This window comes from Eubacterium sp. OM08-24 (assembly GCF_003438075.1).
In the GTDB taxonomy this organism is placed as follows: domain Bacteria; phylum Bacillota; class Clostridia; order Oscillospirales; family Acutalibacteraceae; genus Ruminococcoides.
Genome location: NZ_QSTA01000001.1, coordinates 149,997 through 176,839 on the forward strand (window position 1 = coordinate 149,997; position 26,843 = coordinate 176,839).

Genomic DNA, 26,843 nt, shown 5'->3' on the forward strand with positions numbered 1-26,843 from the left:
TTTATGCCACTTAAAAGCAACATTAAAAGAGTTATGGTAATCGGCTCAGGCCCGATTGTAATCGGTCAGGCTGCTGAATTTGACTACGCAGGCACACAGGCTTGTCGTGCGCTCAAGGAAGAGGGACTTGAGGTTATTCTTGTAAACTCAAACCCTGCTACCATTATGACAGATAACGCAATGGCCGATAAAATTTATATCGAGCCGCTCACACTTGAAACAGTAAAGAGAATTATTAAAAAGGAACGCCCGGACAGCCTGCTTTCTACGCTCGGCGGTCAGACAGGTCTTACACTTTCCATGCAGCTTGCAAAGGAAGGCTTCCTTGATAAATACGGAGTTCAGCTCCTCGGTGCAAACCCCGAAACAATTGACAAGGCAGAGGACAGACAGATGTTCAAGGACACAATGCTTGAAATCGGACAGCCTGTTATTCCGTCACTCGTTGTAAACGATGTTGAGTCTGCCGTAAAATTTGCAGATGAAATCGGCTACCCTGTAATTATCCGTCCTGCATTTACACTCGGCGGTACAGGCGGCGGTATCGTAAATGACGAAGAAGAATTAAGAGAAATCACTTCAAACGGTCTTGAGCTTTCGCCGATTACACAGGTTCTTGTAGAGAAATGTATTTCGGGTTGGAAAGAAGTAGAGTTTGAGGTAATGCGTGACAGCGAAGGCAATGTTATTACCGTTTGTTCAATGGAGAACTTCGACCCTGTCGGTGTTCATACAGGCGACAGTATCGTTATTGCTCCTACCGTTACACTTGCCGATAAGGAATATCAGATGCTCAGAAGTGCGGCACTCGACATTATCTCTGCCTTAAAGGTAGAGGGTGGCTGTAACTGCCAGTTTGCACTCAATCCGGAAACATTTGATTATGCTGTAATCGAGGTAAACCCAAGAGTATCCCGTTCATCTGCACTTGCATCTAAGGCAACAGGTTATCCGATTGCCAAGGTTGCGGCTAAGATTGCTATCGGCTACACACTCAACGAAATCAAGAACGCTGTAACAGGCACAACCTATGCTTGCTTTGAGCCTGCTCTCGACTATGTTGTAGTTAAGTTCCCTAAGTGGCCGTTTGATAAATTCGTTTATGCAAACCGTACACTCGGCACGCAGATGAAGGCAACAGGCGAGGTTATGGCTATTGCTCCTACATTTGAGCAGGCTATTATGAAGGCTGTAAGAGGTGCAGAGATTTCTCACGATACACTTGATGATAAGGAATTTGCTCAGCTTTCAAATGCGTCTGTTTATGACAGACTCAGCGTTTGCGACGATAAGAGAATTTTCTGTGTATATGAGGCACTCAAGAGAGGCATTACAGTAGACCAAATTCACGAGGTTACACTTATTGACGAGTGGTTCTTGGAGAAACTCAAGAATATCATTGCTGTTGAGAATGAGCTTAAAAACAGCGAGCTTACAGATGACCTCTATTACAGAGCAAAGACAATGGGTTTCCTCAACAGAACTATTGAGGCTATCACAGGCAAAAAGTGCGAAAAGAACCTTTTACCTGTTTATAAAATGGTTGATACCTGCGCCGCTGAATTTGAGGCTCAGACACCATACTTCTACTCAACCTTTGATAAGGAAAACGAGGCAGAAGAGTTTATTAAGAATAATAAATCAGACAAAAAGACAGTTATCGTATTTGGTTCAGGCCCTATCAGAATCGGTCAGGGTATCGAGTTTGACTATGCGTCTGTTCACTGCGTATGGGCACTTAAAAAGGCAGGCTACGATGTTGTTATCGTAAACAATAACCCTGAAACCGTATCAACTGACTTCGATACAGCCGACAGACTTTACTTTGAGCCGCTCACAACAGAAGATGTAATGGGCATTATCAATACAGAAAAGCCATACGGCGTTGTAGTTGCTTTCGGCGGACAGACCGCCATTAAGCTCACAAAACATATGAGCGACTGCGGTGTAAATATCCTCGGTACTTCATATGACGCTATTGATATGGCAGAGGACAGAGAGCGTTTTGACGAGCTCCTTGAGAAATACCACATTAAGCGTCCGAGAGGCGTTACAGTTATGACAACCGATGAGGCGCTTGAGGTTGCACAGACAATCGGCTATCCTGTACTTCTCCGTCCGTCTTATGTACTCGGCGGTCAGAATATGATTATCGCATTTAACGAGGCAGATGTTAAGGAGTATATGGCTATTATTCTTGCACAGAATATAGAGAACCCAATCCTTATTGATAAATACTTGCAGGGCACAGAGCTTGAGGTAGACGCAATCTGCGACGGCGAGGATATTCTTATTCCGGGTATTATGGAGCATATTGAGAGAGCCGGTATTCACTCCGGTGACTCAATCGCCGTATATCCTGCTTGGAATATTTCAGACAAGATGACTCAGACAATCATTGAAAGCTCAAAGAACCTTGCTATTGAATTGCAGACAAAGGGACTTGTAAATATTCAGTACCTTATCTATAAAGACGAGCTTTATGTAATCGAGGTTAATCCTCGTTCATCAAGAACAATTCCTTATATCAGTAAGGTTACAGGCGTACCGATGGTTGACCTTGCTACAAGAGCAATGCTCGGCGAAAAGCTCAAGGATATGGGCTACGGCACAGGACTTTACAGAAAGAGCCCTTATATTGCGGTAAAAGTACCTGTATTCAGCTTTGAAAAGCTCATAAATGTTGATAACCACCTCGGCCCTGAGATGAAGTCAACAGGTGAGGTTCTCGGTGTTGCAGGCACACTTGAGGAGGCTCTCTACAAGGGACTTATCGGTGCAGGCTACAAGATGAAGAAGAACGGCGGCGTGTTCATTACAGTTCGTAATTCCGATAAGGCAGAAATCGGCGAAATTGCCAAGAAGTACTATGACCTCGGCTTTAAGATTTATGCTACCGAGGGCACAGCGGCTGTACTTAAGAAATACGGTATTGACGCTGTTGCTGTAAAGAAAATACACGAGTGCAAGACAGACAACACACTCACACTCATTGAGTCGGGCAAGATTCAGTATGTTATTTCGACATCTGCCAAGGGCAGAATACCGTCAAGAGATTCTGTTAAAATCCGCAGAAAGACAGTTGAGAGAAACATTCCTTGTCTTACAGCTCTTGACACAGCAAACGCACTTGCAGATTGCTTAAAGAGCCACTACACACAGCACAGCACAGAGCTTATAGATATTAATCATATGAGGGATGAGAAAGAAATGCTAAAGTTCACAAAGATGCAGGGCATCGGCAATGACTACATTTATTTCAGCACTTTTGATCAGGAAATCAACAATCCGGAGGCTCTCTCTGTAAGACTTTCAGACAGACACTTCGGTATCGGCGGTGACGGTATTATTCTTGTTTGTCCGTCAAAGGTTGCTGACGCAAAGATGAAAATGTATAACCTTGATGGTTCAGAGGGTAAAATGTGCGGTAACGGTATCCGTTGCGTAGGTAAGTTCCTCTATGACCATGGTATGGTTGACTATAAAGAGAAGGACGAAATCACAATCGAAACCCTCTCAGGCATTAAGAGCCTTAAGGCTTATACAACAAACGGCGAGGTAACAAGCCTTAGAGTTGATATGGGCAAGGCAATTCTTGATCCAAAGGAAATCCCTGTTGCTATGAATAAGGACAAGATTGTAAACGAGCCTGTTACAATCGGCGACAAGGAGTACAACATTACCTGCGTATCAATGGGTAACCCACACTGCGTAGTATTTATGGACGACATCGACAACCTCGACATTGAAAAGGTTGGCCCTGTATTTGAAAACGATAAGCTCTTCCCTGAAAGAGTAAATACAGAGTTTGTTACAGTTCTTGACGACCATACAATTAAGATGAGAGTATGGGAGAGAGGCTCAGGCGAAACTTGGGCTTGCGGTACAGGCGCTTGCGCAGTAGCGGTTGCAGCTTGCGAAAACGGATTCTGCAAAAAGGGCGAAGATATTAAAATCAAGCTCAAGGGCGGCGACCTTGTTATCAATTATACAGACGAAACTGTATATATGACAGGTAACGCTGAAAAAGTATTTGAAGGAGAGATTGAGGTATAATTTATGGCTAATCATACTGAAAAGAAAGCTAAAAAATATATATTTGTAACAGGCGGTGTAGTATCCGGTCTTGGCAAGGGTATTACAGCAGCTTCTCTCGGCAGACTCCTTAAGGCAAGAGGCCTTAAGGTAGTCGCTCAAAAACTCGATCCATACATCAATGTTGATCCGGGTACAATGAGCCCATACCAGCATGGCGAGGTTTATGTAACAGAGGACGGTGCAGAAACAGACCTCGACCTCGGTCACTATGAGCGTTTTATTGACGAAGACCTCAACAAGTATTCAAACCTCACAACAGGTAAGGTATACTCAAATGTTCTTGAAAAAGAGCGTCATGGCGATTACCTCGGCAAAACAGTTCAGGTAATTCCACACATCACAAACGAAATCAAGTCTTTTATCTACAATGTAGGTGAAAAAACAGACGCTGATGTTGTTATTACAGAAATCGGCGGTACAGTAGGCGACATTGAAAGCCAGCCGTTCCTTGAGTCAATCCGTCAGGTATCACTTGAGGTTGGCAGAGAAAACAGCATTTTCATTCATGTTACACTCGTGCCTTACATTAAGGGCAGTGAGGAGCATAAGTCTAAGCCAACTCAGCATTCTGTTAAGGAGCTCCGTTCACTCGGCATCAACCCTGACATTATCGTTCTCCGTTGTGACGAACCGCTTGAGGAAAGCATTTTCAAGAAGATTGCTCTGTTCTGCAATGTTAAGCCTGACTGCGTAATCGAAAATATCACACTTCCAACTCTTTATCAGGCACCGCTTATGCTTGAGGAGAGCAATTTCTCAAATGTAGTTTGTCGTGAGCTTAACATTGCTACCGACAAAACACCTGACCTTACAGAGTGGAAAGAAATGCTCGAGAGAATTAACAACCGTACAAAGAAGTGCAGAATTGCTCTTTGCGGTAAATATGTTGCACTCCATGACGCATACCTTTCAGTTGCAGAGGCACTCCGCCATGCAGGCTTTGAAAATTCGGCTGATGTAGACATTAAGTGGGTTGACTGCGAGCTTATCACAAAGTATTCGGCTGATGAGCTTTTGGGCGATGTAGACGGTATCCTCGTTCCGGGCGGCTTTGGCAACAGAGGTGTTGAGGGCAAGGTAATGGCTGCTAAATACGCTCGTGAGCACGACATTCCATACCTCGGTATTTGCCTTGGTATGCAGACAGCAGTTATTGAATTTGCTAAGCATGTACTCGGCTATGAGGACGCAAACAGCGGTGAGTTTGCTCCTGAGGGCAAGCACAATGTAATTGACCTTATGCCCGAACAGCTCGGCATTGAAGATATGGGCGGCACAATGCGCCTTGGTGCATATCCTTGCGTTATCAAAAAAGGCTCAATTATGGAGAGAGCTTACGGCAAAGCAGAAGTACAGGAGCGCCACCGTCATCGTTATGAGTTCAATAATGATTACAGAGAAGAGATTGAAAAGGCAGGTATGATTATTACAGGTACTTCGCCAAACGGTATGCTTGTTGAGGCAGTAGAAATCCCTGCAAACAAGTTCTATATCGGTGTTCAGTATCACCCTGAGTTCAAGTCCCGTCCTAACAGAGCTCATCCGCTTTTCAGGGAGTTTATTAAGGCGTCACTTGATAAGTAATTTTGGAATTTTCTTGGTTTTGGCAATTATTTGTCACTAACCTTTTGCTCATATATCAGAAAAGGATTGATAATAATGCAGATTAACAGAAATTTTGACAACCTCGTGCCAAACTATCTTTTTGCAGAGGTTGCATCAAGAACAAATAAGTATATGCAGGAACACCCTGACAAGAAGGTAATTAAGCTCGGTATCGGCGATGTAACACTTCCGCTTGCTCCTGTTGTAATTGAGGCTATGAAGAAAGGTGCGGAAGACCTTGCACATAAGGATACTTTCAAGGGTTATCCTGATTATGAGGGCTATGCATTCCTCAGAGAGGCAATCTCTAACTACTATGCAGGCTTTGGCGTAACAGTTGGCGCAAACGAAATCTTTGTATCAGACGGTGCAAAGTCAGACTGCGGCAACATCGGTGACATTTTCGGCAAGGATAATGTTGTACTCGTTACAGACCCTGTTTACCCTGTATATGTTGACTCAAACATTATGGCAGGCAGAAAGATTGTTTACGCTAACTCAAATCGTGAGAACAACTTTGCCGCTCTCCCTGACGAGAATGTAAAGGCTGATATCATCTACCTTTGCTCACCAAATAACCCAACAGGTTCAGCTTATACAGCTGACGAGTTAAAGCAGTGGGTTGACTATGCAATCAAGAATGACGCTATCATTCTCTATGATGCAGCATATGAGGCATTTATTACAGAGGATCTCCCTCGTTCAATTTTCGCAATTGAGGGTGCAAGAAAGTGCGCAATTGAGATGTGCTCACTTTCAAAGACAGCAGGCTTTACAGGTACAAGATGTGGCTACACAATCATTCCGAGAGAGCTTGAGCGTGACGGTCACAACATCTACAATACTTGGTATCGCCGTCAGGCAACTAAGTTTAACGGTGTTTCATGGCCTGTACAGTGTGCAGCTGCCGCTGTATTCAGTGAAGAGGGTCAGAAGCAGATTAAGGAGAATATTTCTTACTACCAGGAAAACGCTAAGATTATTTCTTCAGCAATGGACGAGCTTGGCATTTATTATACAGGCGGTAAGAACTCACCGTATATCTGGCTCAAGTGTCCTAACAATATGGGCAGCTGGGAATTCTTTGACCTCCTCCTTACAGAGGCAAATGTAGTAGGTACACCGGGCGAGGGCTTTGGTAAGAACGGCGCAGGTTACTTTAGACTTACTTCATTTGGCGACAGAGAAAACACAATTGAGGCAGTAGAGAGAATTAAGAAGTTACTTTCAAAGTAATTTATTTCTACTGTTGTAGATAAGTTTAATTTAAAAAAATTATCGGTGCAGTCTTATGATTGCACCGATTTTTGCATTTTAGGGAGAAATAGCAGAAACTTAAAATTATTGGTTCATTATCAATAGTTGGAGTAAATTATGGTTTAGCCGACTTTCGGTCGGGCAACAAAGTACGGCAAAAGAAAATGTTTCCGTCCCGAAGTTAAAAGTTTGGTCAACCTTTTCAAAGGTTGTGGGTGTGGGCAAAGCCCACAAATGTTTTAAGTTAATGCAAATTTTAGTAGCCATACGGCTTGCTGTTTGGCGGCTTGAACATAATGGCGAGAGCCTTTAAAAGCGACAGCACAAAAGGAAAAATAACTACTAATTTGCCGCTTTTCAAGGGCAAATCAGTCACACCTCAAAACTTTTATGTCCTTTAAAATATCTTTTCTCTACTTATTAAAGTGTAACTTTTTTACTTTCTGCCACTTATTAGTCTTTACTTTAGCTTTATTTTAAAGTTTTTATTAATCTAAAGTTTGGTTATTCTATTGTGTAATTACAACTCTTTGTTTTTTATTAAAATTAGTACATATTTATTATTTTATGGGCTCTGCAAAACCCGCAACCCTTTAAAAAGGGTTGACCTAAATTTTAGATTTTCTGTTTGCGATATTAAACTTATTCTTTTAACCAACACCAAACAAAACCTCCTGCCAATCGACAGGAGGTAATTTTGTAAAATAATAAATCAATCGTCATCGTACTCATTATCCGGTACAATGTCAATCATTTTTGCGTCACTTTTAATTTTCTTTGCAAAGTGTCCGATTGATGCCATAAGTGCAAGTCCCGAAATTCCCTCGTAAACAAGTGTAATGCCGAGCACAACCATTATGAAATCGGCAAAAACGGTCGGGAAAATAATTGTTGAAATCGCAAAAATTATAATCAATGCAGAAACAATAAAGCTGATCCACCAATATTTCACACCGAGCACCTTTAGCTGAAATGACCTTTTTATGTCAATGGCACTGTCTACAATAATCAAAATTCCGATAATGGCAAATATCATTCCGTAAATCGACTGCGGCGAAATCAAGAAAAACACGCCGAATGCGGTTGCGGCAATGCCGACAATCATTTCAAAGCCGAACGATGCCTGCTTTGCGGTGAAGTAGGTTATAAGATTAAAAAGTCCGTAAACCGTAAGTGCTCCGCCGAGTGCGTAGCATAGCGCAATGCTCACCTTGTCGGGATAAAATATCATTACAAAGCCGAGTACGATATACGCAAGGGCAGAGATAATGGCGGTTGATATTGCCTTGCCCTGTTTAGTTTTATTATTTTTCATATTGTCTCCTCATCAGTCAATGCGCTTGTCGCAGTAGTCGCACATCTGCATACCGAGCTTGAGATATGAGCGGTTTGGCAAATATTCCTCTTTTGCGGTTATGCACTTAGAATTTGAACAGCGCTTGTCAATAATTGATATATCTCTGCTTTTCAGCATAAAGTCATCGTCCTGCAACAGCAAGAGTATGAGCGCCATTCTGCCGTACATTCCGTATTGCGCCTGCTTAAAGTACAGCGCACGAGGGTCATCGTCTATGTCAACAGTAATTTCATTTACTCGTGGGAGCGGATGGAGAATTATCATATCCTCCTTTGCCTTTGCCAGCTTTTCCTTGTCAAGTACAAATACATACTTCTGCTTTTCGTATTCTTCCTTGCTCGCAAAGCGCTCCTGCTGTATTCTTGTCATATAGAGTACATCAAGGTCAGAAATCGCACTTGCAAGGTCGTTTGAAAATTCATATTTACAGCCGTTCTTTTCAAGAATATCAATGATGTAGAGCGGCACTTGTAATTCTTTTGTAGAAATAAGCACAAATGAATTGTTATCGTACTGCGAAAGCGCCTTGATAAGCGAGTGCACAGTTCTGCCGTTGAGCAGGTCGCCGCAAATACCGATTTTTAAATTATCAAGTCTGCCTTTTTCACAGCTGAGTGTTACAATATCGGCGAGCGTTTGAGTAGGGTGCAGATGACCGCCGTCACCGCAGTTTATAAACGGTACGCCTGCATACATAGACGCCGCCATAGCCGAACCCTCAACAGGGTGGCGCATAGCGATAATATCGGCATATCCGCCAACAATAGTAATGGTATCTTTAAGGCTTTCGCCCTTTGAAACAGAGGAATTAAGCGGATTGTCAAAGCCTATTGTTCGTCCGCCGAGCTTTAGCATAGCGGTCTGAAACGACATCTGAGTTCTTGTGCTCGGCTCGTAGAACAGAGTAGCAAGAATTTTGCCGTCACAGGCGTGTCTGTAATCGGCAGGATTTTCCATAATTTTTTTAGCCTTTTTAATCAGCATATCAAGCTGATTTTTAGACATTGCGTCAAGGTCTATAAGATTTTTATTAGCCATAAAAACACTACCTTTATAATTTTCTTTTATTTTATCAAAAATACACAGGTTTTTAATATCTATAAAGAAAAATAACATATAAATTTACAATTTATGTCAAGACAAAACTATCTATATATTATTTTACAATTTTTACTGAAATTTTGTTAAAAATATATTTTGACTTAATTGTCAATTTATATTATAATAGGAAAAATATGGTGTTAATGTAATAAAATTTAACTTTAATGAGGAATGACCTTTGTTTAGCAACTACCAATTAAGCGATGAGATGAAACGGGCGGTTGGCACACAGCTTGTATTGTGGAAAGGAAAGCCCGAAAAAAAGTGCGCTGTTTTCCAACAAATTTTCAATCCTATGCTTATTTTGTCACTGATAATTACGGCATATATCATTATGTTTTACATAAACGGCAATGCGTCCACTTCGCCGAGAGCGCCCGCATACCTCGGCGAGTTTAACGAATTTCAGCAGAGCTTGTTGAAAGCAAGCGATACACTGTATGTGGTCAAATTTTATATTTTCCTGTTTTCGCCGATAATTCCTATCGGACTGTATATATTAGGCTTTGTCTTTATGCTCAAGCAATACAAAAATGCCGAGTATGTAATTACCGACAGAGGCTTGTTTGCAGCAAAAGGAATTTTTGGCAAGAAAATATCTTATAAACCCTTTACCGAGATTTATAACATAGAAATAAAAAAGGAAATTACAGACAGTATCTGTAATACGGGTACGATTATTGTAATGTATGAATATCCGCAGCAGTCCGGCAGTTTTAGAGGTTTTATCAATATGACGCCTTTAAAAATAAAAAATATTCCCGATTATTTACAGGTTTGCGGTATGTTAAAAGAAAAAATGAGGTGTGAACATTATGTATAATGATTATAAGGTGAGCGCAGAGTTGCAGAGTATGATTACCAACGAGCGCATAGTGTGGGCAGGCAGACCTAAAAAGTCGTGCTTTGTGCTGGAGTGCGTATTAAACCCAATGCTTATTTTTGCTTTCATTTGGTTTATGTTTGACTTTATGTTTATAAGTCAAATTTTCTCAAGCGATTTTTCTGAGTTAGACTCAAGCGTATGGATGTTTGTCGGCTTTTTCGCTCTTCATTTAATGCCTGTATGGATTTATCTCGGCGGCGTTATATTTTCATTCAGAAGGCTGAAAAACACAGAGTACGCAATAACAGATCGTGGAATTTATGTTACAAGCGGCTGTTTTGCTAAGCAGTATAATTTTAAACCGTTTACAGACCTTTCACATGTGTATATCCACAGAGGAGTTTTAGACCAAATGCTCGGTGTGGGCGATGTTATTTCGGAGTGCCACCACTATGCATATTCTCGCACAAACAGCACTTCAGCTTCGTCACATTCGTCGGGATTTAATATTACCGATATTCCCGACTATGTTGAGGTTTGCAATCTTATTAAAAAGTATCAGACCGATATTTACGCCGATACACAGTATCCTAACGATTTCAGACCGCAGGGCAACCACGGATACAACACAAAGTATTATCCGAACGGCGGAGTAAATCCAAATAATTTTTACGGACAGAACAGCAATCCGAACGCTTACTACAATAACCAGCGCAACGCATATTATAATCAAAACAATGCGCAAAATTACAACAGAAATTATAATGCAAATCCGCAGAATATCAATCCCGATTACAACAGCAACCCCGATTTTACGGGCGAAAATTGTGACACTCACAACGGCTATGAGGTAAACGGCGGAAGTAATAATTACGATAGCTGGGACAGTCCAAACGCAGGCAAAAACAAAGACAGCTGGGACAATCAGTAAGAATTTGCAGAAATATTTATAAATTTGTTTTGACATTTTACAGCTTTGGTACTATAATAAAATAAACAATACAAAACGGGAGCCAATCGGCTGAGAGGAAATGAATTGACATTTCGACCGTAAACCTGATTTGGATAATGCCAACGGAGGGACTTTGTAGCCGAAGTTTATTATAGATTTGCGGCAAATATTTTTCAGCAAACAAAGTGCACCGATTTGGTGCACTTTATTTTTTTGCTCAATTTAAGAGTTGAGGTTCTGAACTACACTCAAAATTCCAATCATTCGGAGGTGAACTTATGATAAAAATTAACGGAGTAAACATTGACAAAGCAGAGCTTTCGCTTATGCAGTATCTTGAAGAAAATTCAATTTCACCACAGAGAATTGCAGTTGAGCTTAACGAGGAAATTCTGCCAAAGGCAAATTACGCAGACGCCGTACTCAAAGACGGCGATGTGGTAGAAATAGTAAATTTTGTCGGCGGCGGTTGCTGAGCTTTTTTGCATTGATTTATAAAGGAGATAATGATAATGGAAAATGATAAGCTGATTTTAGGCGGTCACGAGTTTAATTCCCGATTTATTCTCGGTTCGGGCAAGTATTCACTCGACCTCATAAAGGCGGCTGTTGAAAACGCAGGCGCAGAGATTATTACACTCGCTCTCAGACGAGCTGTTACAGGCAAGGTTGCAAACATTCTTGACTATATTCCAAAGAATGTTACCCTTTTGCCAAATACCTCCGGCGCAAGAAACGCAGACGAGGCTGTAAGAATTGCAAGACTTGCTCGTGAGGCAGGCTGCGGAGATTTTATTAAGATTGAAGTAATCAGAGATTCCAAGTACCTTTTGCCGGATAATTACGAAACGGTAAAGGCTACCGAAATTCTTGCAAAAGAGGGTTTTGTGGTACTTCCGTATATGTATCCCGACCTCAATGTGGCAAGAAGTCTTAGAGATGCAGGCGCAGCCGCTATTATGCCGCTCGGTTCGCCAATCGGTTCAAACAAGGGTATTGCCACCAAGGAATTTATTAAAATCATCATTAACGAAATCGACTTGCCTGTCATTGTAGATGCAGGCATCGGCAGACCGTCACAGGCTTGCGAGGCTATGGAAATGGGCGCAGCCGCTGTAATGAGCAACACTGCCATTGCCACAGCAGGCGACATTCCTATGATGGCTAACGCATTTAAAAAGGCTATTGAGGCAGGCAGACAGGCTTACCTATCGGGTCTTGGCAGAGTTATTGAAAACGGTGCGTCCGCATCTTCACCTCTCACAGGTTTTCTTGAAAGCTGAGGTGTGACAAATGGAAGAAAGAATTGACCATATGAAATATCTGCCCGATATGGAGCAGATTGACTCGGATATAATGGACAGGGTAATCTCGGCTATGAACGATTACGACCCGTCTTTATACACAGAAAGCGATGTTCGCAGAGCACTTGAGCACGATGAAAAGACTGTTGATGATTTCAAAGCCTTGCTCTCACCGTCAGCCTTGCCTTTGCTTGAAGAAATTGCCGAGGCGGCAAGGGTTGAAACCAAAAAGCACTTCGGCAACTCGGTAAATATGTTCACACCGCTTTATATCTCAAATTATTGTGAAAACTATTGCATTTATTGCGGCTTTAACTGCCACAACAAAATTCACCGTGCCAAGCTCAATGCCGAGGAAATCGAGCACGAAATGCAGGCAATCGCCAAAACAGGTTTGCAGGAAATTTTGCTTTTGACAGGCGAAAGCAAAAAGATGTCCGATGTAAAATACATTGGCGAGGCTTGCAAAATTGCGAGAAAATATTTTAAGGTGGTAGGTCTTGAGGTTTACCCCATGAACAGTGACGAGTACCGCTATGTTCACGAATGTGGCGCAGACTATGTAACCGTTTTTCAGGAAACCTATAATTCCGACAAGTACGAAACTCTGCACCTTGCAGGTCACAAAAGAATTTTTCCGTATCGTGTCAACACTCAGGAAAGAGCGCTCATGGGCGGTATGCGTGGCGTAGGCTTTGCCGCACTTTTGGGACTCAGCGACTTTAGAAAGGACGCCTTTGCAACGGGTATGCACGCTTATCTTATACAGAGAAAGTATCCGCACGCAGAAATCGCCTTTTCTTGCCCAAGGCTCAGACCGATTATTAATAACGATAAAATCAATCCAAAGGATGTGCACGAGCCGCAGCTTTTGCAGGTGATTTGCGCATACAGATTGTTTATGCCGTTTGCAAGCATTACCATTTCCACAAGAGAATGTCAGCGTTTTCGTGACAATGTGGTTGACATTGCCGCTACCAAAATTTCGGCAGGCGTAGATGTCGGCATTGGCGGTCATGACGGTGAAAGTGAGAAAAAGGGCGATGAGCAGTTTGAAATTTCGGACGGCAGAAATGTTGACGAGGTTTACAAGGCTCTCACAGACAAGGGCTTACAGCCTGTTATGAGCGACTATATCTATGTGTAATGTAGTCAGCGTTACCGCAAAGCCGCTCTGCAAAGATGATTTTTTGCAGAGAATAAGAAAAATATCGGATTCCGAAGTGCAATATATAATTCTTAGGGAGAAATATCTTTCGGAGCAGGAATATTATTCACTTGCAAAAGAGGTTCTCTCTGTTTGCGACAAGGAAAAACTTATTATACATAATTTTATCGGCACAGCCGAAAGCCTTGGCATTAAAAAAATCCACTTGCCGTTTAGTGCGTTTAAAGAATTAAACAGCAGGCGAAATTTTGATATAGTCGGTACTTCTGTTCACAGTGTTGATGACGCAGCTTTTGCGCAGGAAAACGGTGCGGACTATATCACAGCAGGGAATATTTATGAAACAGACTGCAAAAAAGGATTAAAGGGCAAAGGGGTTAATTTTTTGCGAAATGTGTGCGAGAGTGTAGATATTCCCGTATATGCAATCGGCGGTATAAATGCCGATACGGCAGGCGGCTTTAAGGCGGTAACAGAGAAAAATTTTGCAGGAGTATGTGTAATGTCATTGCTTATGCAATGCGAAAATATAGACAACGAGGTTTTGAAACTACAATCGAAATTGAGGTGATATGCGTGATATTTGACAAAAAAATGCTTGCCCTGTATGCAATAACAGACCGTAAATGTATCGGTGAAAAAGGTCTTGAATACAGTGTTGAACAGGCCTTGTACGGCGGAGCAACAATAGTTCAGCTCAGAGATAAGGGAGCAAATATTGACACACTCTGTAAAGAGGCAGACAGTCTGCTGAAAATTTGCCAAAGGTACGGCGCACCGCTCATCATTAACGATAATGCAGAGGTTGTCCTCAAAACAGGCGCTGACGGTGTTCACCTCGGTCAGAGCGATATGGAGCTTGCCCACGCAAGGGAAATTCTCGGCAACGATAAAATAATCGGCGGTTCGGCTCGTACGGTTGAGCTTGCCAAAAAAGCCGAGGAGAGCGGCGCAGATTACATTGGCTGCGGTGCGGTGTTCGGCACTCTTACAAAGTCAGACGCAAAATATATCGGCACTCAAAGGCTCAAAGAAATTTGCACCTCGCTCAGTATTCCCGTTGTAGCAATCGGCGGTGTAAACGCAGGGAATATTTCTCAGCTTGAGGGCTGCAAAATCAGCGGTGTGGCAGTTGTAAGCGCACTTTTCGGCGCAGAGAATGTTTATACTTCCGCACAGGAATTAAGTAAACTCGCCGACAGCGTAATTTACGGAGGTTAATGTGAAAACTGTATTGACAATAGCAGGCAGCGACTGTTCGGGCGGCGCAGGAATACAGGCTGATATTAAAACTATTACAATGCATCATTGCTATGCCATGAGCGTTATTACCGCACTCACAGCGCAGAACACCACAGGTGTTTACGGCATTGAGCAGACGAGCGATGACCTTATAGCAAATCAGCTTGACTGCGTATTTACCGATATTTTCCCGGACGCAGTAAAAATAGGTATGGTTTACGGCAATAATTCCGCAAAAGTAATTGCCGACAAGCTCAATTTTTACAAAGCAAAAAATATTGTGACCGACCCTGTAATGGTATCTACCAGCGGCAGCAGGCTCATAAGTGAGCAGGGACTTGAAAATCTGAAAAAATATCTTTTGCCGATTTCCTCACTTGTCACTCCGAATGTACCCGAGGCTGAAATTTTGAGCGGAATTAATATCAAAAATTTACAGGATATGCAAAATGCCGCTAAAATAATTTCAGATAAATACGGCTGTGCCGTACTCTGTAAGGGCGGTCATTTAGAGGATTGCAGTGATGATTTGCTTTACTCCGACGGCGAGTTTTATACTTACCACTCGTTAAGAATTGACAATCCCAATACTCACGGCACCGGATGTACGCTTTCAAGCGCAATAGCAAGCAATCTTGCGAAAGGCTTTGCAATTACTCCAGCTGTTGTGAACGCAAAGGCGTATGTAACAAAAGCAATCAGCGTAAAACTTGACCTCGGCAACGGCAGAGGGCCGCTGATGCATAACTATATTTTAAACGAAATCAGAAAGGCAGATGAAATATGAGAGAATACTCAACACAGATGGAGGCTGCAAGAAAGGGAATTGTAACCAAGGAACTCGAAATTGTAGCCAAAAAAGAGAGAATGACAGTAGAGGAGCTTATGCCGCTCGTAGCGCAGGGCAAAGTTGCCATTTGCGCAAATAAAAATCATAAGTGCATTGACCCGGAGGGTGTCGGCTCAATGCTCAAGACCAAGATAAATGTAAACCTCGGCATTTCAAGAGATTGCAAGGACTATGACATTGAAATGGAAAAGGTTATGCAGGCTGTAAATATGGGTGCTCACGCAATTATGGATTTGTCATCACACGGAAATACAATTCCTTTCCGCAGAAAGCTCACAAGCGAGTGCCCTGCAATGATTGGTACTGTACCTGTTTACGATTCCGTTATCCACTATCAGCGTGACCTTGATACTCTCACAGCGCAGGACTTCATTGATGTTGTAAGACTTCACGCACAGGATGGCGTAGACTTTGTAACACTTCATTGCGGCATTACACGCAAGACCATTGAGCAGATTAAAAAGCATAAGAGAAAGATGAACATAGTTTCTCGTGGCGGTTCACTTGTATTTGCGTGGATGTGTATGACAGGCAACGAAAACCCGTTCTATGAGTATTACGATGAAATTCTCGACATTTGTCGTGAGTACGATGTAACAATTTCTCTCGGTGACGCTTGCCGCCCCGGCTGTCTTGCAGATGCCTCCGATGTGTGCCAAATTGAGGAGCTTGTGCGCCTTGGCGAGCTTACAAAGAGAGCATGGGCAAAGAATGTTCAGGTTATGGTTGAGGGTCCGGGTCATATGCCTATGGACCAAATTGAGGCAAATATGAAAATTCAGCAGACCATCTGCTGCGGTGCGCCGTTCTATGTGCTCGGCCCGCTTGTAACTGATATTGCCCCCGGCTATGACCACATTACTTCGGCTATCGGCGGAGCTATTGCCGCAGCATCCGGCGCAGCATTCTTGTGCTATGTAACCCCTGCCGAGCACTTGGCTTTGCCAAATGTTGACGATGTAAAGCAGGGCATTATTGCCTCTAAAATTGCGGCACACGCAGCCGACATTGCAAAGGGTGTGCGTGGTGCAAGAGAGATTGACGATAAAATGGCAGACGCAAGAAGAAAGCTCGATTGGGAGGCTCAGTGGGAATGTGCCATTGATCCCGAAACCGCAAGAAAAATTCGTGATGACCGCAAGCCTGAGCACGAAGATACTTGCTCAATGTGCGGTAAATTTTGCGCCGTAAGAAGTATGAATAAAGCACTTAACGGCGAACATATCGACATTCTTTGATAATTAATTTAAAAATAACATACCTGTATTCCAAAGCACCTTGCATTAATTGCAGGGTGCTTTTTTGTCTTTCTTTAAAAATATTTTAAAAAATTAGCCTAATTAGTGCAATATTCAAGGTTTTTTAAGTATTGTAAAGGGGGTGTTATATGAACACAGAAATCATCACTGCGCTTATAGTTGCGGTGGGGAGTATAATTTGCCAATTACTTATAAATGCCTCTAACCGCAGACGGCAGGAGAGCGAAAACGAAAAAACAAAATCATTAATTGTATACCGCATAGATCAGCTTGAGCGCAAGCAGGATAAGTACAATCATTTGCAGGAAAGAGTTTTCACGCTTGAGCGATTATCGGCGGTTACAGATGAAGAAATCAGAGTGGCAAATCATAGAATAGCCGATTTGGAGCATATAAATTCAAAAAAGGGGAGAATATATGAAAGGTAATTTTAAAAATTGGGCAAAGGCTGCGGGAGTTCGTGCGGTAAAAACAGTGGCGCAAACCGCTGTATCAATTATCGGTGTGTCGGCGCTAATCAGCGAGGTTAATTGGCTTGCGGTGCTTTCGGCAAGTATGCTTGCAGGCATTTTGTCATTGCTCACAAGCATTGCAGGCTTGCCCGAAATTTCAGAAAAATAAGTACATTAGCGGCATATCCGAATATTATGTAATATGAAGATGTGCTTTACAAAAAACTGCCTTAAACGAGCATTGCACACATTTTTGCAGACTGCCTTCGGCTATATCATCGCAAACCTTGCGCTGTTTTTAACAGGAACAAACTTTGCAAATGAAGAAATGTGGAAAAGCGCACTCTGCGGACTGTTGGTTTCTTCGGTTTCGGCAGGACTTTCAGCGGTTATGAACCTTGAAAAAAAGGAAGAAAAACCACAGTGTGACGAAAAATGCTCAGAAATTCAGAAAAATGAATGAATACTAATTTGCAAAAAATAAATAATAATATTGTCAGCCGCAGGTCAGCTCGACCTGCGGTTATTGTTTTATGCATAAATATGTATTATAATATAAAGGAAACACAGTATGGAAATACTTTCGTCAACGCTAAATCATATAGCAGTGCTTTTTTCTTTTATCCTCATCGGATTTATTCTTAAAAAGAAAAATATTTTACCCGATACCAGCGGCAGAACCCTGTCACGGCTTGAAAACGGAATTTTTATGCCTGCGGTGGTAATCAATACCTTTTGGAACAACTGCACCGCAGAAAATATAAGCCGAAAATGGATTTTTCTTGTATACAGCACAGCGCTTTTGCTTACGGCAATTTTCCTTGCTTTTATAATTTCAAAATTTCTCACCAAGGACGAGTATTTGCGCAAGGTTTACAGGTTTTCGCTCTCGGTGTCGAACTTCGGCTTTGTCGGCACTGCGCTCGTGCAGGGAATTTACGGAGCTGAAAGCATAGAGCTTTTTGACTACCTAATATTCACCCTGCCGCTCAATATGTTTACTTATTCAATCGGTATTGCTTGGCTTGTGCCATCCGACAAAGGCGGATTTTCTTTAAAATCGCTATTAAATCCGATATTCGTTTCGCTGTTTATAGGCGCATTCCTCGGACTTTTTCAGATACCGAGAATACGCCTTGTCGACACAATAATTTCAGAATCCGCCGCTTGTATGGCGCCGGTTGCTATGATTCTCACAGGCTTTGTCATAGCGGGATACGAAATAAAAAGCCTGCTTAAAGTAAAGCAGACCTATATTGTTGCGGTGTTGAGATTAATAGTGTTTCCAACGATTTTCGTGCTTGCACTGAGATTTTTAAATACAGACAGCGAAATAATCTTTGCCACCCTTTGCGCAAACGCAATGCCGCTCGGAATGAACACAGTAATAATCCCCTCGGCGTACGGCGAAAGTCCGCAAACGGGAGCAAGCCTTGCCCTTGTATCTCAGGCAATGGCGGCGGTCACAGTACCCACAATGTTTTTAATATTTTTTTAGGAGATTTAATATGAAAATTTATCTTGCGTCACCGTTTTTTAACGATAATGAAATTGCAAATATCCGCCAAGCGGTTGAAATTTTAAATGCAAAGGGACACGAGGTTTTTGTGCCGATGGAGCACGATGTTGAGAATAGAGAAAGTCTTACCAATGCCGAGTGGGCAGAGGAGATTTTTAAGATTGATAAAAGCGGAATAGACAGCTGCGATGTGGTTGTGCTGCTTTACGGCGGAATGTACTCCGACAGCGGCACTGCATGGGAATGTGGTTATGCCTATGCGACAGGCAAAAAGGTAGTAGTGTGTTGCTGCAATGCCGAACAGCCAAACTTGATGATAGTAAACGGCAGCCACGCATTTTTAAACAGCATAAATGCCCTCAAAGATTACGACTTTTCCAAAATGCCAATTATCCGCACCGCAGGCGAGCAGAAGTGAGTTTGTTATGAAAGGTTTAAGAACAAAAGAAAACTTTAAATTCTTAAGATTTTGGAAAATAGTTCAGGATTCGGCAAATGCAATGGGGAAAATATTTTTTCTCGATTGCGGAGATGGAAATTGTTTTGAAGATGATAATATTGAATGTGAAAACCTTACAGGCTGGTTAATTGACATAGATAAATCAAATGAGTTTGAAGTTATATTCAAGTCATTTTCTAATATTGACGATGTATGGGACGATTATTTAGCATTTGTAGCTTGGCATAAAAATGATGATAATAATATTAGCGTAACTTTTGAATGGCTCTGATACATACTCAAGCACTTGGCAAAAGCTGAGTGCTTTTTTGCAGAATATAAAAGTTGTCACTCGGCTTATAGAGTTTTTGAGTACAGATATTTATGTAAAATATAATATGAACTTACAATTTTGCACTTTTAATAAAACCACTCATATCCTGCGTTGTGATTACATAATAATAAATTATGCCGACAAATCATATAAGTTTTATGAGTATAAAATTGTAAAAATTTGTCAGATGTAAGAAATTTGTGTTTAATTATTTTGAATTTACCAAAAGTGTTGACATTTTATGATGAAAGTAGTAAACTAATAATCAGTTAGCGAGTGCTAACTTTTTTAGAGCATTAAAGTTAGTTTCTGCTAATTAGTTGGCACTAATCAAAGCGGTGAGGATGGTGAGTTTATGCCTTTAACATTTGCCGATCCGGGCGTTGAAAACATTATCAAAAAAATCGGAGGAAACTCTGAGGTTCGTGCACATCTTGAAAACTTGGGTTTTGTTGTTGGCGGTACAGTAACAGTTGTTACCTCAATGGCAGGCAACCTTATAGTTAATGTTAAGGGAGCACGAGTTGCAATCAGCCGTGAAATGGCAAGCAAAATTATGATTTAATGGAGGTACAGTATGAGAACTCTGAGAGATGCAAAAATCGGAGAAACCGTAAAGGTTGCAAAACTTAACGGTGCAGGCGCAATTAAGCGCAGAATAATGGATATGGGTATTACAAAGGGCGTTGAAATTTATATCCGCAAGGTAGCACCGCTCGGTGACCCTATTGAGGTTACAGTAAGAGGCTACGAGCTTTCTTTGCGTAAAGCAGATGCTGAAATGATTGAGCTTGTTTAAGTAAAATACGGGGATTTCCCCGATATTTTTTAAGTTTTAAGTTAGCCTAAAATAACTATTTAATTTATGAGAGGAAGACATTAATGGGTATTAAAATTGCACTTGCAGGTAATCCTAACTGCGGTAAAACCACCCTTTTTAACGCTCTTACAGGTTCAAACCAATTTGTTGGTAACTGGCCGGGCGTTACTGTTGAGAAGAAAGAGGGTAAGCTCAAAAAGCACAACGATGTTGTAATTATGGACTTGCCGGGTATTTACTCACTTTCTCCTTACACACTTGAAGAAGTAGTTGCTCGTAACTATCTTATTGAGCAAAGACCTGACGCAATTCTTAACATTGTAGACGGTACTAACCTTGAGCGTAACCTTTACCTTACAACACAGCTTACCGAGCTTGGCATTCCTGTTGTTGTTGCCATCAATATGATGGATGTTGTAAAGAAGAGCGGAGATAAGATCGACACCAAGGAGCTTGCTAAAGAGCTTGGCTGCAAGGTTGTTGAAATTTCTGCTTTAAAGGGAACAGGTATTATGGAGGCTGCCGAGGCTGCGATTGACGCTGCCGAAAACACCAAAACTGTTCCTATGCACACATTCAACGGTGTGGTTGAACACGCTATTGCTCATATTGAAGAGGCAGTAGTTCACGAAATGCCTGAAGAGCAGCAGAGATGGTATGCTATCAAGGTATTTGAGCGTGATGATAAGGTTATGGCAAAGCTCAACCTTAGCGATGAAATCAAAAAGCATGTTGAAACTGACATCGAAAATGCCGAAAAAGAGCTTGACGATGACAGCGAAAGCATTATTACAAACGAAAGATATGTTTACATAGCTACCATTATTAAGACTTGCTACAAGAAAAAAAGCAAGGGCAGCCTTTCAACATCAGACAAGATTGATAAGGTTGTTACAAACCGTTGGCTTGGTCTTCCGATTTTTGCGGTAATTATGTTCCTTGTTTACTATATTTCAATGCAGACAATAGGTACAATGGCAACAGACTGGGCGAATGACGGCTTGTTCGGTGACGGCTGGCATTTGTTTGGTATTGGTTCTTCTCAGACAGAAGAGGCTGAAGAAACTTACGGCGATTCAGACGCAATTATCGAGGCTTTCAATGAGCAGTACGGTAATGATGACATTGCAGCTGCCGTTGACCTTGAAGATGAAAATTATTCTGAAGACGCAGCAAAAGCAGCGCTCTCTCAGCTTGTAACATTAACTCCTGCCGATGCAAATGTTACTTATTCTGTTGAAGATGAAGAAACACTTGAGGTAACTGAAACTCCTAATACAACAAAGGCTCAGCTGCAGGAGGCAGTAGACAATTATCTCAATACAGATTACAAAGAGGCTTACGGCGCTCCTGACGCAAGCACATACGGTGTTTGGGTTCCCGGTATTCCTGTTCTTATCGGCAACGGACTTGACGCTATTAATTGTGCCGATTGGCTCAACGGTCTTATCCTTGACGGTATCGTAGCCGGTGTAGGTGCGGTTCTCGGTTTCGTACCGCAGATGCTCGTACTCTTCTTACTCCTTGCATTCCTTGAGAGTTGCGGTTATATGGCTCGTATCGCATTCGTACTCGACAGAGTATTCCGTAAGTTCGGACTTTCGGGTAAGTCGTTTATTCCAATGCTTGTTGGTACAGGCTGCGGCGTTCCGGGTATTATGGCATCTCGTACTATTGAAAACGAGCGTGACCGCCGTATGACAATTATGACAACAACATTTATTCCTTGCGGTGCAAAAATGCCGTTCATTGCTATGATCGCAGGTGCTATTTTTAATGGATCACCATGGATAGCTACATCAGCTTACTTTATCGGTATGGCTGCAATCGTAGTTTCAGGTATTATGCTTAAGAAGACAAAGATTTTCTCAGGCGATCCTGCTCCATTCGTTATGGAACTTCCGGCTTACCATCTCCCAACAGTAGGCAATCTTCTCCGTTCAATGTGGGAGCGTGGCTGGTCATTCATTAAAAAGGCCGGTACAATCATTCTTCTTTCAACAATCCTTGTTTGGTTTACAACATACTTCGGATTTGTTGACGGTCAGTTCCAGATGCTTTCAGAGGATCAGATCAGCAATTCAATTCTTGCCGCTATCGGTAACTGCATTGCTTGGATCTTTACTCCGCTTGGTTGGGGCAATTGGCAGGCTGCCGTTGCATCTGTTACAGGACTTGTTGCTAAAGAGAATATCGTTGGTACAATGGGTATTCTTTATCCGGGCGGATGGTCAGAAATCGGCGCTGCATTTACAGCAATCAGCGGTTTCTCATTCCTCGTATTCAACCTCCTCTGCGCTCCTTGCTTTGCGGCTATCGGTGCTATGAAGAGAGAGATGAACAACGCTAAGTGGACTTGTTTCGCAGTAGGCTATCAGTGCGTATTTGCTTATGCAATCGCTCTTATGATTAACCAGTTTGGCGGACTCTTTACAGGCAATGTAAATGTTATCGGTCTTATTTTTGCGGTTTTGGTACTTGCATTTATGATTTATATGCTTGTAAGACCATACAAAGAGGCAAATACATTGAAAACCAATGTTAAAGTAAAGGGCTAATAAAATAGATAGGGAGGATGTATATGCTTACTTTTTTAGCCAATAATCTTGGTACAATAGTTGTTTTGCTTATAGTTATTGCTGTTGTAGCGGCAATTATCATCAGCCACTTTAGGGCAAAGAAAAAGGGCAAATCTTCTTGTGGCAGCTGCGGCTGCGGATGTGCATCCTGTGCAATGGCAGGCAAATGCCACCCTAACACACATAAATAATTAATCACAACTAAAACAACCGTACATTCATTTAATTATGTTTGTACGGTTGTTTTTTGGTTCTGTTATAAATGTGTGGCAGCATTAATAATGGTTTGCCGTACTTTCGGTCGGGAAACAAAGTACGGCAAACGCTACACTTTCTGCCCGAAGTTAAAAGTTTGGTCAACCTTTTCAAAGGTTGTGGGTGTGGGCAACGCCCACAAATACTTTCAATTATCTCAAATTAGTGATATCCAAACGGCTTGCCGTTTGGTGGCTGAATATAATGGCGAAAGCCTCTGCAACAGCAACAAAAGAAAAAGCAACGCTACTATAACTACTAATTTGTCACTTTTCAAGGGCAAATTAGTCACTCACAAAAATTTTTTGCGTCCTTTAGAATAACTTTACTCTACTTTGACTAAAGTGTAACTTTCTTACTCTCTGCCACTCATTATTCTTAACTTTTGTTTTATCTAAAAATTTTGATTACTCTAAAGTTTAGTTATTCTATATAAATAATTGCAACTGTTTGTTTTTTATTGAAAATCAGTGCAATTTTATAATTTTATGGGCTCTGCCCAAACACGCAACCCTTTAAAAAGGGTTGACCTGAATTTTGAATTTATTAAACTAAACTTTGTGCGATAACCATAATTTACTCCTCCATCTGCTTTCCGAGAAATGCGGCAGCTGAGTGTGCAAGTTTTACCTCAGTTTCGGTTGGAATTTTATTATCTTCGCTCATAAGCATTACAACCGCACCTGTAACATCGCCTGCGGCTATAATAGGGTAAATAACTGCCGCCCGATGTTCCACACCCTCAACAGGCTGAATATCGCCGATTGTAGCTTGCGTGGCAGTGTAGCTTTTCCTGTTTTCCATATAGTTTTCAAGAACCGAGGATACCCTGCGCTCAAGCATTTCTCGCTTAGAAACTCCCGAGGCGGCAATCACATGGTCTTTGTCGCATATAATAACAGGCAAACCGCTCACCCTCGACAAAACATCCGCATATTGTGACGCAAAAGCCGAGAGTTCCCCGACAGGCGAATACTTTTTGAATATAACCTCGCCATCGGTAGCAGTATATATTTCAAGTGGGTCGCCCTCACGAATACGAAGAGTGCGGCGGATTTCTTTTGGTATAACAACACGACCGAGGTCGTCTATTCTTCTTACAATACCTGTTGCTTTCATATCAAATCTCCCCTTATTTTGTAATATTTGCAAAATATTGCATTAATATTGTTTGAATTATAATTGCATTTATACCGCCGTTTAAAAATAAAATATGCACCGTATTATCAGCTTTACGGTGCATACAGTGTTTATTCTTTAATTTTCAACACAACAGAAAGTGTAAATTTCATTTCATCGGGGTTAAAGCTATGGCTTACATTGCCGTCATATTGCTTTGCAATTCGCTCTATGCTCTTAATTCCGTAGCCGTGAATAAATTTATTGCTTTTAGTTGTTTGCAGTTTGCCGTCCTTTAGGTTAGGCGCAGAGGAGCAGTAGTTCCAAGCGTTGATTACGATATAGTTTGTGTTTATCGGCTTTACAGTCAGCTCAATTTTCTTATTGTTTGCATTTTGTGTAGCCTCAATGGCATTTTCAAGCAGGTTGTCAAGCAGAGAGGTTATATCGTTATCAGACATAAACGAAAAATCAATATCACGAATATCGCAGTAAAAATCAATCGTTTTGTCTTTGCAGGTGTTCATATATCTGTTTATGATTGCGTTTATCAGCTTGTTGTCGCTGTATATTCTCAAATACTTGATTTGATAGTTTTCGTATAGGTTATCTATATATTTGTTAATGCCCTCAAAGTCCTTTTCGTTTGAAAGCTCTTTTATAGACAACAGGTGGCGCTTTATATCGTGAATAAGTATGTTTGAGTTTTCGTATTGATTTTGCAGAATCGAGTAATACTCTGTATCAATCTCGGATTTTTGCTTTTGAAGTTTCAAAGAAGTGTTTTCAGCCTGAGTTTGCAGTACGCTTTCGTGAACAAGAAAAACCACAATATTTGAGTACATCAATAAAATTGTACCCACCACAAAAAGTATATATGCATACTCGTCAAGCTCGTATTTAAGGGCAATGTATGACATTCCGCCCATAATAAGAATAGATGCCATCGGTAGAAAGAAAAGCATATTTGTTTTGTTGAGCTTTAAATTTTCCTTATTTTCTTTAATAGAGAGTTTTGAAACAAAATATGCTACAAAGAAGAATAACAGTTTTGAACTTCCGCTTACAAGTACAAAAGTCATACTATTGCTCTCAATATTTGAAAAATCAATTTTAAAAATTATCATTGCAAGAAACAGTACGCACATTTCTGTAATGAACATTATGGATGTAAGCAGAATTGTCGCATAAATTGATTGAAAAATATTTGTATTAAAGCAGAAAATGCAAAGCAGTATGTTACAGGCAATAAATCCGATTAAATTTGTAAAATTATTGTCGCTGACAAGGTTTATTATGAATTGCACCAACGATGATGAAAAAAAGCACAAAAACATCGCATTGTTGTTTAGCTTTGACGTGAATTTGTTTGAGAAAAATATGTAAGAAATAATTGCCTCGAAAATATGCACCGTTGCGTAACAGAATATTGTCATACAATACCTCCCGCAAAATCAAAGAAAGCCTTTTTAAACTCGGCATATTTTCTTTGAGAAATGCAATGAGCCACCAAGTTTCCGTCGTCGGTTTCAAAGGTTATTGAGCTTTTGTCAAAGTTTGTAACATTCTGAAGATTTACAAGGTAGCTTTTGTGCGACTGAATAAAGCAGTTTGGCTGATTAATTATCTCGTACCATTCGGCAGGCTTTTTGTTGGTTTCGTAGGATTTGTCCTTTGTAACAATCAGCGAGCCGTGCTTTCTGTTTTCTATATATAGAATATCCTTCGTTTTTACGGTAAAAATCTCATCGTATTTTTCTATAATAATGCTCTTGCTGATTTTCTTGTAATACTCAACCGCCTCAAGAAAATTTCTGTTAAATCTCTCGGTATCAATCGGCTTTGAAAGGTATCTGAAAACCTGAATTTTCATTGCGCTGTCAAGATAAGCGGGGTACGAGGTTAAAATCATAATTATTATGTCGGAATTGAGCATTTTCAATCTTTCCGATACTTCAAGACCGTTTACAGACGGCATTTGAATGTCAACAATGGCAATGTCGTATGAGTGTTTTTCTTTAAAAATAAAATCTCCGCAGGTGCGCATATCCACATTGAACTGCATTTTATAATTTTTTTGCAGTTTGTTAATAAGCGAACTAACCTGTTCGAGAATTAATTTGTTATCATCACAAAGCAGAATATTAAGCAAAAAAATTCCTCCCTTAAAAGGTATTATACAACAAAAAATCGAATTTGTCATATAAAAATCATCACTTTTGACTTTTTTTAATGCGTTTTTGCCGAAATTGTAACAAACCTCTTTTCTCGTGATAGAATACAGATGGTAAATAAAGGAAAAACAAG

The 26,843-nt window shown here is 41.1% G+C and carries 28 protein-coding genes and 1 riboswitch; of the genes, 23 read left to right on the plus strand and 5 right to left on the minus strand.

Features of this window, described 5'->3' with window-relative positions; all coding sequences use genetic code 11:
• The first annotated feature begins 3 nt into the window (after window positions 1-3).
• From carB to DXC23_RS00765, 3 genes are all read left to right on the plus strand, one after another.
• The gene (carB, locus tag DXC23_RS00755) at window positions 4-4,056 is read left to right on the plus strand and encodes a carbamoyl-phosphate synthase large subunit (RefSeq protein ID WP_117704310.1); all 4,053 of its coding nucleotides are present in this window, start codon (window positions 4-6) and stop codon (window positions 4,054-4,056) included.
• Window positions 4,057-4,059: 3 nt separating this feature from the next.
• Window positions 4,060-5,682, plus strand: a complete 1,623-nt coding sequence (locus tag DXC23_RS00760) for a CTP synthase (RefSeq protein ID WP_117704311.1) — start codon at window positions 4,060-4,062, stop codon at window positions 5,680-5,682.
• Window positions 5,683-5,757: 75 nt separating this feature from the next.
• A complete protein-coding gene (locus tag DXC23_RS00765; RefSeq protein WP_199523029.1) occupies window positions 5,758-6,939 on the plus strand; it encodes an LL-diaminopimelate aminotransferase in 1,182 nt (393 codons plus the stop codon).
• 733 nt (window positions 6,940-7,672) lie between these two features.
• Here DXC23_RS00765 and DXC23_RS00770 read toward each other — a convergent pair.
• Entirely contained in the window at window positions 7,673-8,275 is a 603-nt protein-coding gene (locus tag DXC23_RS00770) for a DUF308 domain-containing protein (protein ID WP_117704312.1), read from the minus strand.
• Window positions 8,276-8,287: 12 nt separating this feature from the next.
• Window positions 8,288-9,355 carry an aspartate carbamoyltransferase gene (pyrB, locus tag DXC23_RS00775; protein ID WP_117704313.1) on the minus strand — a complete coding sequence of 356 codons (1,068 nt, stop codon included), beginning with the start codon at window positions 9,353-9,355 and terminating at the stop codon, window positions 8,288-8,290.
• Window positions 9,356-9,596: 241 nt separating this feature from the next.
• Here pyrB and DXC23_RS00780 point away from each other — a divergent pair, with 241 nt between their 5' ends.
• The 20 genes from DXC23_RS00780 (at window position 9,597) to DXC23_RS00875 (ending at window position 23,740) form a co-directional block, all read left to right on the plus strand.
• Window positions 9,597-10,241 carry a PH domain-containing protein gene (locus DXC23_RS00780; protein ID WP_117704314.1) on the plus strand — a complete coding sequence of 215 codons (645 nt, stop codon included), beginning with the start codon at window positions 9,597-9,599 and terminating at the stop codon, window positions 10,239-10,241.
• Window positions 10,234-11,175, plus strand: coding sequence for a PH domain-containing protein (locus DXC23_RS00785; RefSeq protein WP_199523030.1), 942 nt, complete (start codon window positions 10,234-10,236; stop codon window positions 11,173-11,175). Before DXC23_RS00780 ends, DXC23_RS00785 begins: the two co-directional genes overlap by 8 nt.
• Before the next feature lie 65 nt (window positions 11,176-11,240).
• Window positions 11,241-11,345: riboswitch (TPP riboswitch) on the plus strand.
• Between the two features lie 129 nt (window positions 11,346-11,474).
• Complete coding sequence (gene thiS, locus DXC23_RS00790) at window positions 11,475-11,672, plus strand: sulfur carrier protein ThiS (protein WP_117704315.1); 198 nt, start codon at window positions 11,475-11,477, stop codon at window positions 11,670-11,672.
• A 36-nt stretch (window positions 11,673-11,708) separates the two neighbouring features.
• Window positions 11,709-12,479, plus strand: a complete 771-nt coding sequence (locus DXC23_RS00795; RefSeq protein WP_117704316.1) for a thiazole synthase — start codon at window positions 11,709-11,711, stop codon at window positions 12,477-12,479.
• A 10-nt stretch (window positions 12,480-12,489) separates the two neighbouring features.
• Window positions 12,490-13,647: a 2-iminoacetate synthase ThiH gene (thiH, locus tag DXC23_RS00800; protein WP_117704317.1), complete on the plus strand. Its 1,158-nt coding sequence runs from the start codon at window positions 12,490-12,492 to the stop codon at window positions 13,645-13,647.
• Window positions 13,640-14,239 (plus strand): thiamine phosphate synthase, encoded by a 600-nt coding sequence (locus DXC23_RS00805; RefSeq protein ID WP_117704318.1) that lies wholly within the window; start codon window positions 13,640-13,642, stop codon window positions 14,237-14,239. The genes thiH and DXC23_RS00805 overlap by 8 nt, the downstream gene beginning before the upstream one ends.
• A gap of 5 nt (window positions 14,240-14,244) precedes the next feature.
• Window positions 14,245-14,889 carry a thiamine phosphate synthase gene (thiE, locus tag DXC23_RS00810; protein ID WP_117704319.1) on the plus strand — a complete coding sequence of 215 codons (645 nt, stop codon included), beginning with the start codon at window positions 14,245-14,247 and terminating at the stop codon, window positions 14,887-14,889.
• 1 nt (window position 14,890) lies between these two features.
• On the plus strand, window positions 14,891-15,697 hold the full coding sequence (gene thiD, locus DXC23_RS00815; protein WP_117704320.1) for a bifunctional hydroxymethylpyrimidine kinase/phosphomethylpyrimidine kinase: 807 nt from the start codon (window positions 14,891-14,893) through the stop codon (window positions 15,695-15,697).
• The gene (thiC, locus tag DXC23_RS00820) at window positions 15,694-16,998 is read left to right on the plus strand and encodes a phosphomethylpyrimidine synthase ThiC (RefSeq protein WP_117704321.1); all 1,305 of its coding nucleotides are present in this window, start codon (window positions 15,694-15,696) and stop codon (window positions 16,996-16,998) included. Before thiD ends, thiC begins: the two co-directional genes overlap by 4 nt.
• 149 nt (window positions 16,999-17,147) lie before the next feature.
• Window positions 17,148-17,447, plus strand: a complete 300-nt coding sequence (locus tag DXC23_RS00825) for a hypothetical protein (RefSeq protein ID WP_117704322.1) — start codon at window positions 17,148-17,150, stop codon at window positions 17,445-17,447.
• Window positions 17,437-17,640 (plus strand): holin, encoded by a 204-nt coding sequence (locus tag DXC23_RS00830; RefSeq protein WP_117704323.1) that lies wholly within the window; start codon window positions 17,437-17,439, stop codon window positions 17,638-17,640. The genes DXC23_RS00825 and DXC23_RS00830 overlap by 11 nt, the downstream gene beginning before the upstream one ends.
• A gap of 39 nt (window positions 17,641-17,679) precedes the next feature.
• The gene (locus DXC23_RS00835; RefSeq protein WP_117704324.1) at window positions 17,680-17,934 is read left to right on the plus strand and encodes a hypothetical protein; all 255 of its coding nucleotides are present in this window, start codon (window positions 17,680-17,682) and stop codon (window positions 17,932-17,934) included.
• Window positions 17,935-18,042: 108 nt separating this feature from the next.
• Window positions 18,043-18,969 (plus strand): AEC family transporter, encoded by a 927-nt coding sequence (locus DXC23_RS00840; protein WP_117704325.1) that lies wholly within the window; start codon window positions 18,043-18,045, stop codon window positions 18,967-18,969.
• A 10-nt stretch (window positions 18,970-18,979) separates the two neighbouring features.
• A complete protein-coding gene (locus DXC23_RS00845; protein WP_117704326.1) occupies window positions 18,980-19,408 on the plus strand; it encodes a nucleoside 2-deoxyribosyltransferase in 429 nt (142 codons plus the stop codon).
• Between the two features lie 7 nt (window positions 19,409-19,415).
• A complete protein-coding gene (locus DXC23_RS00850; RefSeq protein ID WP_117704327.1) occupies window positions 19,416-19,721 on the plus strand; it encodes a hypothetical protein in 306 nt (101 codons plus the stop codon).
• Window positions 19,722-20,118: 397 nt separating this feature from the next.
• Window positions 20,119-20,328, plus strand: a complete 210-nt coding sequence (locus DXC23_RS00855; RefSeq protein ID WP_117704328.1) for a FeoA domain-containing protein — start codon at window positions 20,119-20,121, stop codon at window positions 20,326-20,328.
• A 12-nt stretch (window positions 20,329-20,340) separates the two neighbouring features.
• Window positions 20,341-20,562 carry a ferrous iron transport protein A gene (locus tag DXC23_RS00860; RefSeq protein ID WP_117704329.1) on the plus strand — a complete coding sequence of 74 codons (222 nt, stop codon included), beginning with the start codon at window positions 20,341-20,343 and terminating at the stop codon, window positions 20,560-20,562.
• Window positions 20,563-20,645: 83 nt separating this feature from the next.
• Window positions 20,646-23,141 (plus strand): ferrous iron transporter B, encoded by a 2,496-nt coding sequence (locus DXC23_RS00865; protein ID WP_117704330.1) that lies wholly within the window; start codon window positions 20,646-20,648, stop codon window positions 23,139-23,141.
• A 23-nt stretch (window positions 23,142-23,164) separates the two neighbouring features.
• Entirely contained in the window at window positions 23,165-23,353 is a 189-nt protein-coding gene (locus tag DXC23_RS00870; protein WP_117704331.1) for a FeoB-associated Cys-rich membrane protein, read from the plus strand.
• A 75-nt stretch (window positions 23,354-23,428) separates the two neighbouring features.
• Window positions 23,429-23,740, plus strand: a complete 312-nt coding sequence (locus DXC23_RS00875) for a hypothetical protein (RefSeq protein WP_147329111.1) — start codon at window positions 23,429-23,431, stop codon at window positions 23,738-23,740.
• 253 nt (window positions 23,741-23,993) lie between these two features.
• Here DXC23_RS00875 and DXC23_RS00880 read toward each other — a convergent pair whose 3' ends face one another.
• The 3 genes from DXC23_RS00880 to DXC23_RS00890 form a co-directional block, all read right to left on the minus strand.
• Window positions 23,994-24,536, minus strand: a complete 543-nt coding sequence (locus DXC23_RS00880) for a stage V sporulation T C-terminal domain-containing protein (protein WP_117704333.1) — start codon at window positions 24,534-24,536, stop codon at window positions 23,994-23,996.
• 131 nt (window positions 24,537-24,667) lie between these two features.
• Complete coding sequence (locus DXC23_RS00885; protein WP_117704334.1) at window positions 24,668-25,972, minus strand: GHKL domain-containing protein; 1,305 nt, start codon at window positions 25,970-25,972, stop codon at window positions 24,668-24,670.
• The gene (locus DXC23_RS00890) at window positions 25,969-26,688 is read right to left on the minus strand and encodes a LytTR family DNA-binding domain-containing protein (protein ID WP_158552385.1); all 720 of its coding nucleotides are present in this window, start codon (window positions 26,686-26,688) and stop codon (window positions 25,969-25,971) included. The genes DXC23_RS00885 and DXC23_RS00890 overlap by 4 nt, the downstream gene beginning before the upstream one ends.
• Between the last annotated feature and the right edge of the window lie 155 nt (window positions 26,689-26,843).

What these genes read in the sequence shown, in the direction of transcription:
- carB (WP_117704310.1), top strand. Translation starts at nt 4, where the DNA reads ATGCCACTTAAAAGCAACATTAAAAGAGTTATGGTAATCGGCTCAGGC.
- DXC23_RS00760 (WP_117704311.1), top strand. Translation starts at nt 4,060, where the DNA reads ATGGCTAATCATACTGAAAAGAAAGCTAAAAAATATATATTTGTAACA.
- DXC23_RS00765 (WP_199523029.1), top strand. Translation starts at nt 5,758, where the DNA reads ATGCAGATTAACAGAAATTTTGACAACCTCGTGCCAAACTATCTTTTT.
- DXC23_RS00770 (WP_117704312.1), bottom strand. Translation starts at nt 8,275, where the DNA reads ATGAAAAATAATAAAACTAAACAGGGCAAGGCAATATCAACCGCCATT.
- pyrB (WP_117704313.1), bottom strand. Translation starts at nt 9,355, where the DNA reads ATGGCTAATAAAAATCTTATAGACCTTGACGCAATGTCTAAAAATCAG.
- DXC23_RS00785 (WP_199523030.1), top strand. Translation starts at nt 10,234, where the DNA reads ATGTATAATGATTATAAGGTGAGCGCAGAGTTGCAGAGTATGATTACC.
- thiS (WP_117704315.1), top strand. Translation starts at nt 11,475, where the DNA reads ATGATAAAAATTAACGGAGTAAACATTGACAAAGCAGAGCTTTCGCTT.
- DXC23_RS00795 (WP_117704316.1), top strand. Translation starts at nt 11,709, where the DNA reads ATGGAAAATGATAAGCTGATTTTAGGCGGTCACGAGTTTAATTCCCGA.
- thiH (WP_117704317.1), top strand. Translation starts at nt 12,490, where the DNA reads ATGGAAGAAAGAATTGACCATATGAAATATCTGCCCGATATGGAGCAG.
- DXC23_RS00805 (WP_117704318.1), top strand. Translation starts at nt 13,640, where the DNA reads ATGTGTAATGTAGTCAGCGTTACCGCAAAGCCGCTCTGCAAAGATGAT.
- thiC (WP_117704321.1), top strand. Translation starts at nt 15,694, where the DNA reads ATGAGAGAATACTCAACACAGATGGAGGCTGCAAGAAAGGGAATTGTA.
- DXC23_RS00825 (WP_117704322.1), top strand. Translation starts at nt 17,148, where the DNA reads ATGAACACAGAAATCATCACTGCGCTTATAGTTGCGGTGGGGAGTATA.
- DXC23_RS00830 (WP_117704323.1), top strand. Translation starts at nt 17,437, where the DNA reads ATGAAAGGTAATTTTAAAAATTGGGCAAAGGCTGCGGGAGTTCGTGCG.
- DXC23_RS00835 (WP_117704324.1), top strand. Translation starts at nt 17,680, where the DNA reads ATGTGCTTTACAAAAAACTGCCTTAAACGAGCATTGCACACATTTTTG.
- DXC23_RS00840 (WP_117704325.1), top strand. Translation starts at nt 18,043, where the DNA reads ATGGAAATACTTTCGTCAACGCTAAATCATATAGCAGTGCTTTTTTCT.
- DXC23_RS00845 (WP_117704326.1), top strand. Translation starts at nt 18,980, where the DNA reads ATGAAAATTTATCTTGCGTCACCGTTTTTTAACGATAATGAAATTGCA.
- DXC23_RS00850 (WP_117704327.1), top strand. Translation starts at nt 19,416, where the DNA reads ATGAAAGGTTTAAGAACAAAAGAAAACTTTAAATTCTTAAGATTTTGG.
- DXC23_RS00855 (WP_117704328.1), top strand. Translation starts at nt 20,119, where the DNA reads ATGCCTTTAACATTTGCCGATCCGGGCGTTGAAAACATTATCAAAAAA.
- DXC23_RS00860 (WP_117704329.1), top strand. Translation starts at nt 20,341, where the DNA reads ATGAGAACTCTGAGAGATGCAAAAATCGGAGAAACCGTAAAGGTTGCA.
- DXC23_RS00865 (WP_117704330.1), top strand. Translation starts at nt 20,646, where the DNA reads ATGGGTATTAAAATTGCACTTGCAGGTAATCCTAACTGCGGTAAAACC.
- DXC23_RS00870 (WP_117704331.1), top strand. Translation starts at nt 23,165, where the DNA reads ATGCTTACTTTTTTAGCCAATAATCTTGGTACAATAGTTGTTTTGCTT.
- DXC23_RS00880 (WP_117704333.1), bottom strand. Translation starts at nt 24,536, where the DNA reads ATGAAAGCAACAGGTATTGTAAGAAGAATAGACGACCTCGGTCGTGTT.
- DXC23_RS00885 (WP_117704334.1), bottom strand. Translation starts at nt 25,972, where the DNA reads ATGACAATATTCTGTTACGCAACGGTGCATATTTTCGAGGCAATTATT.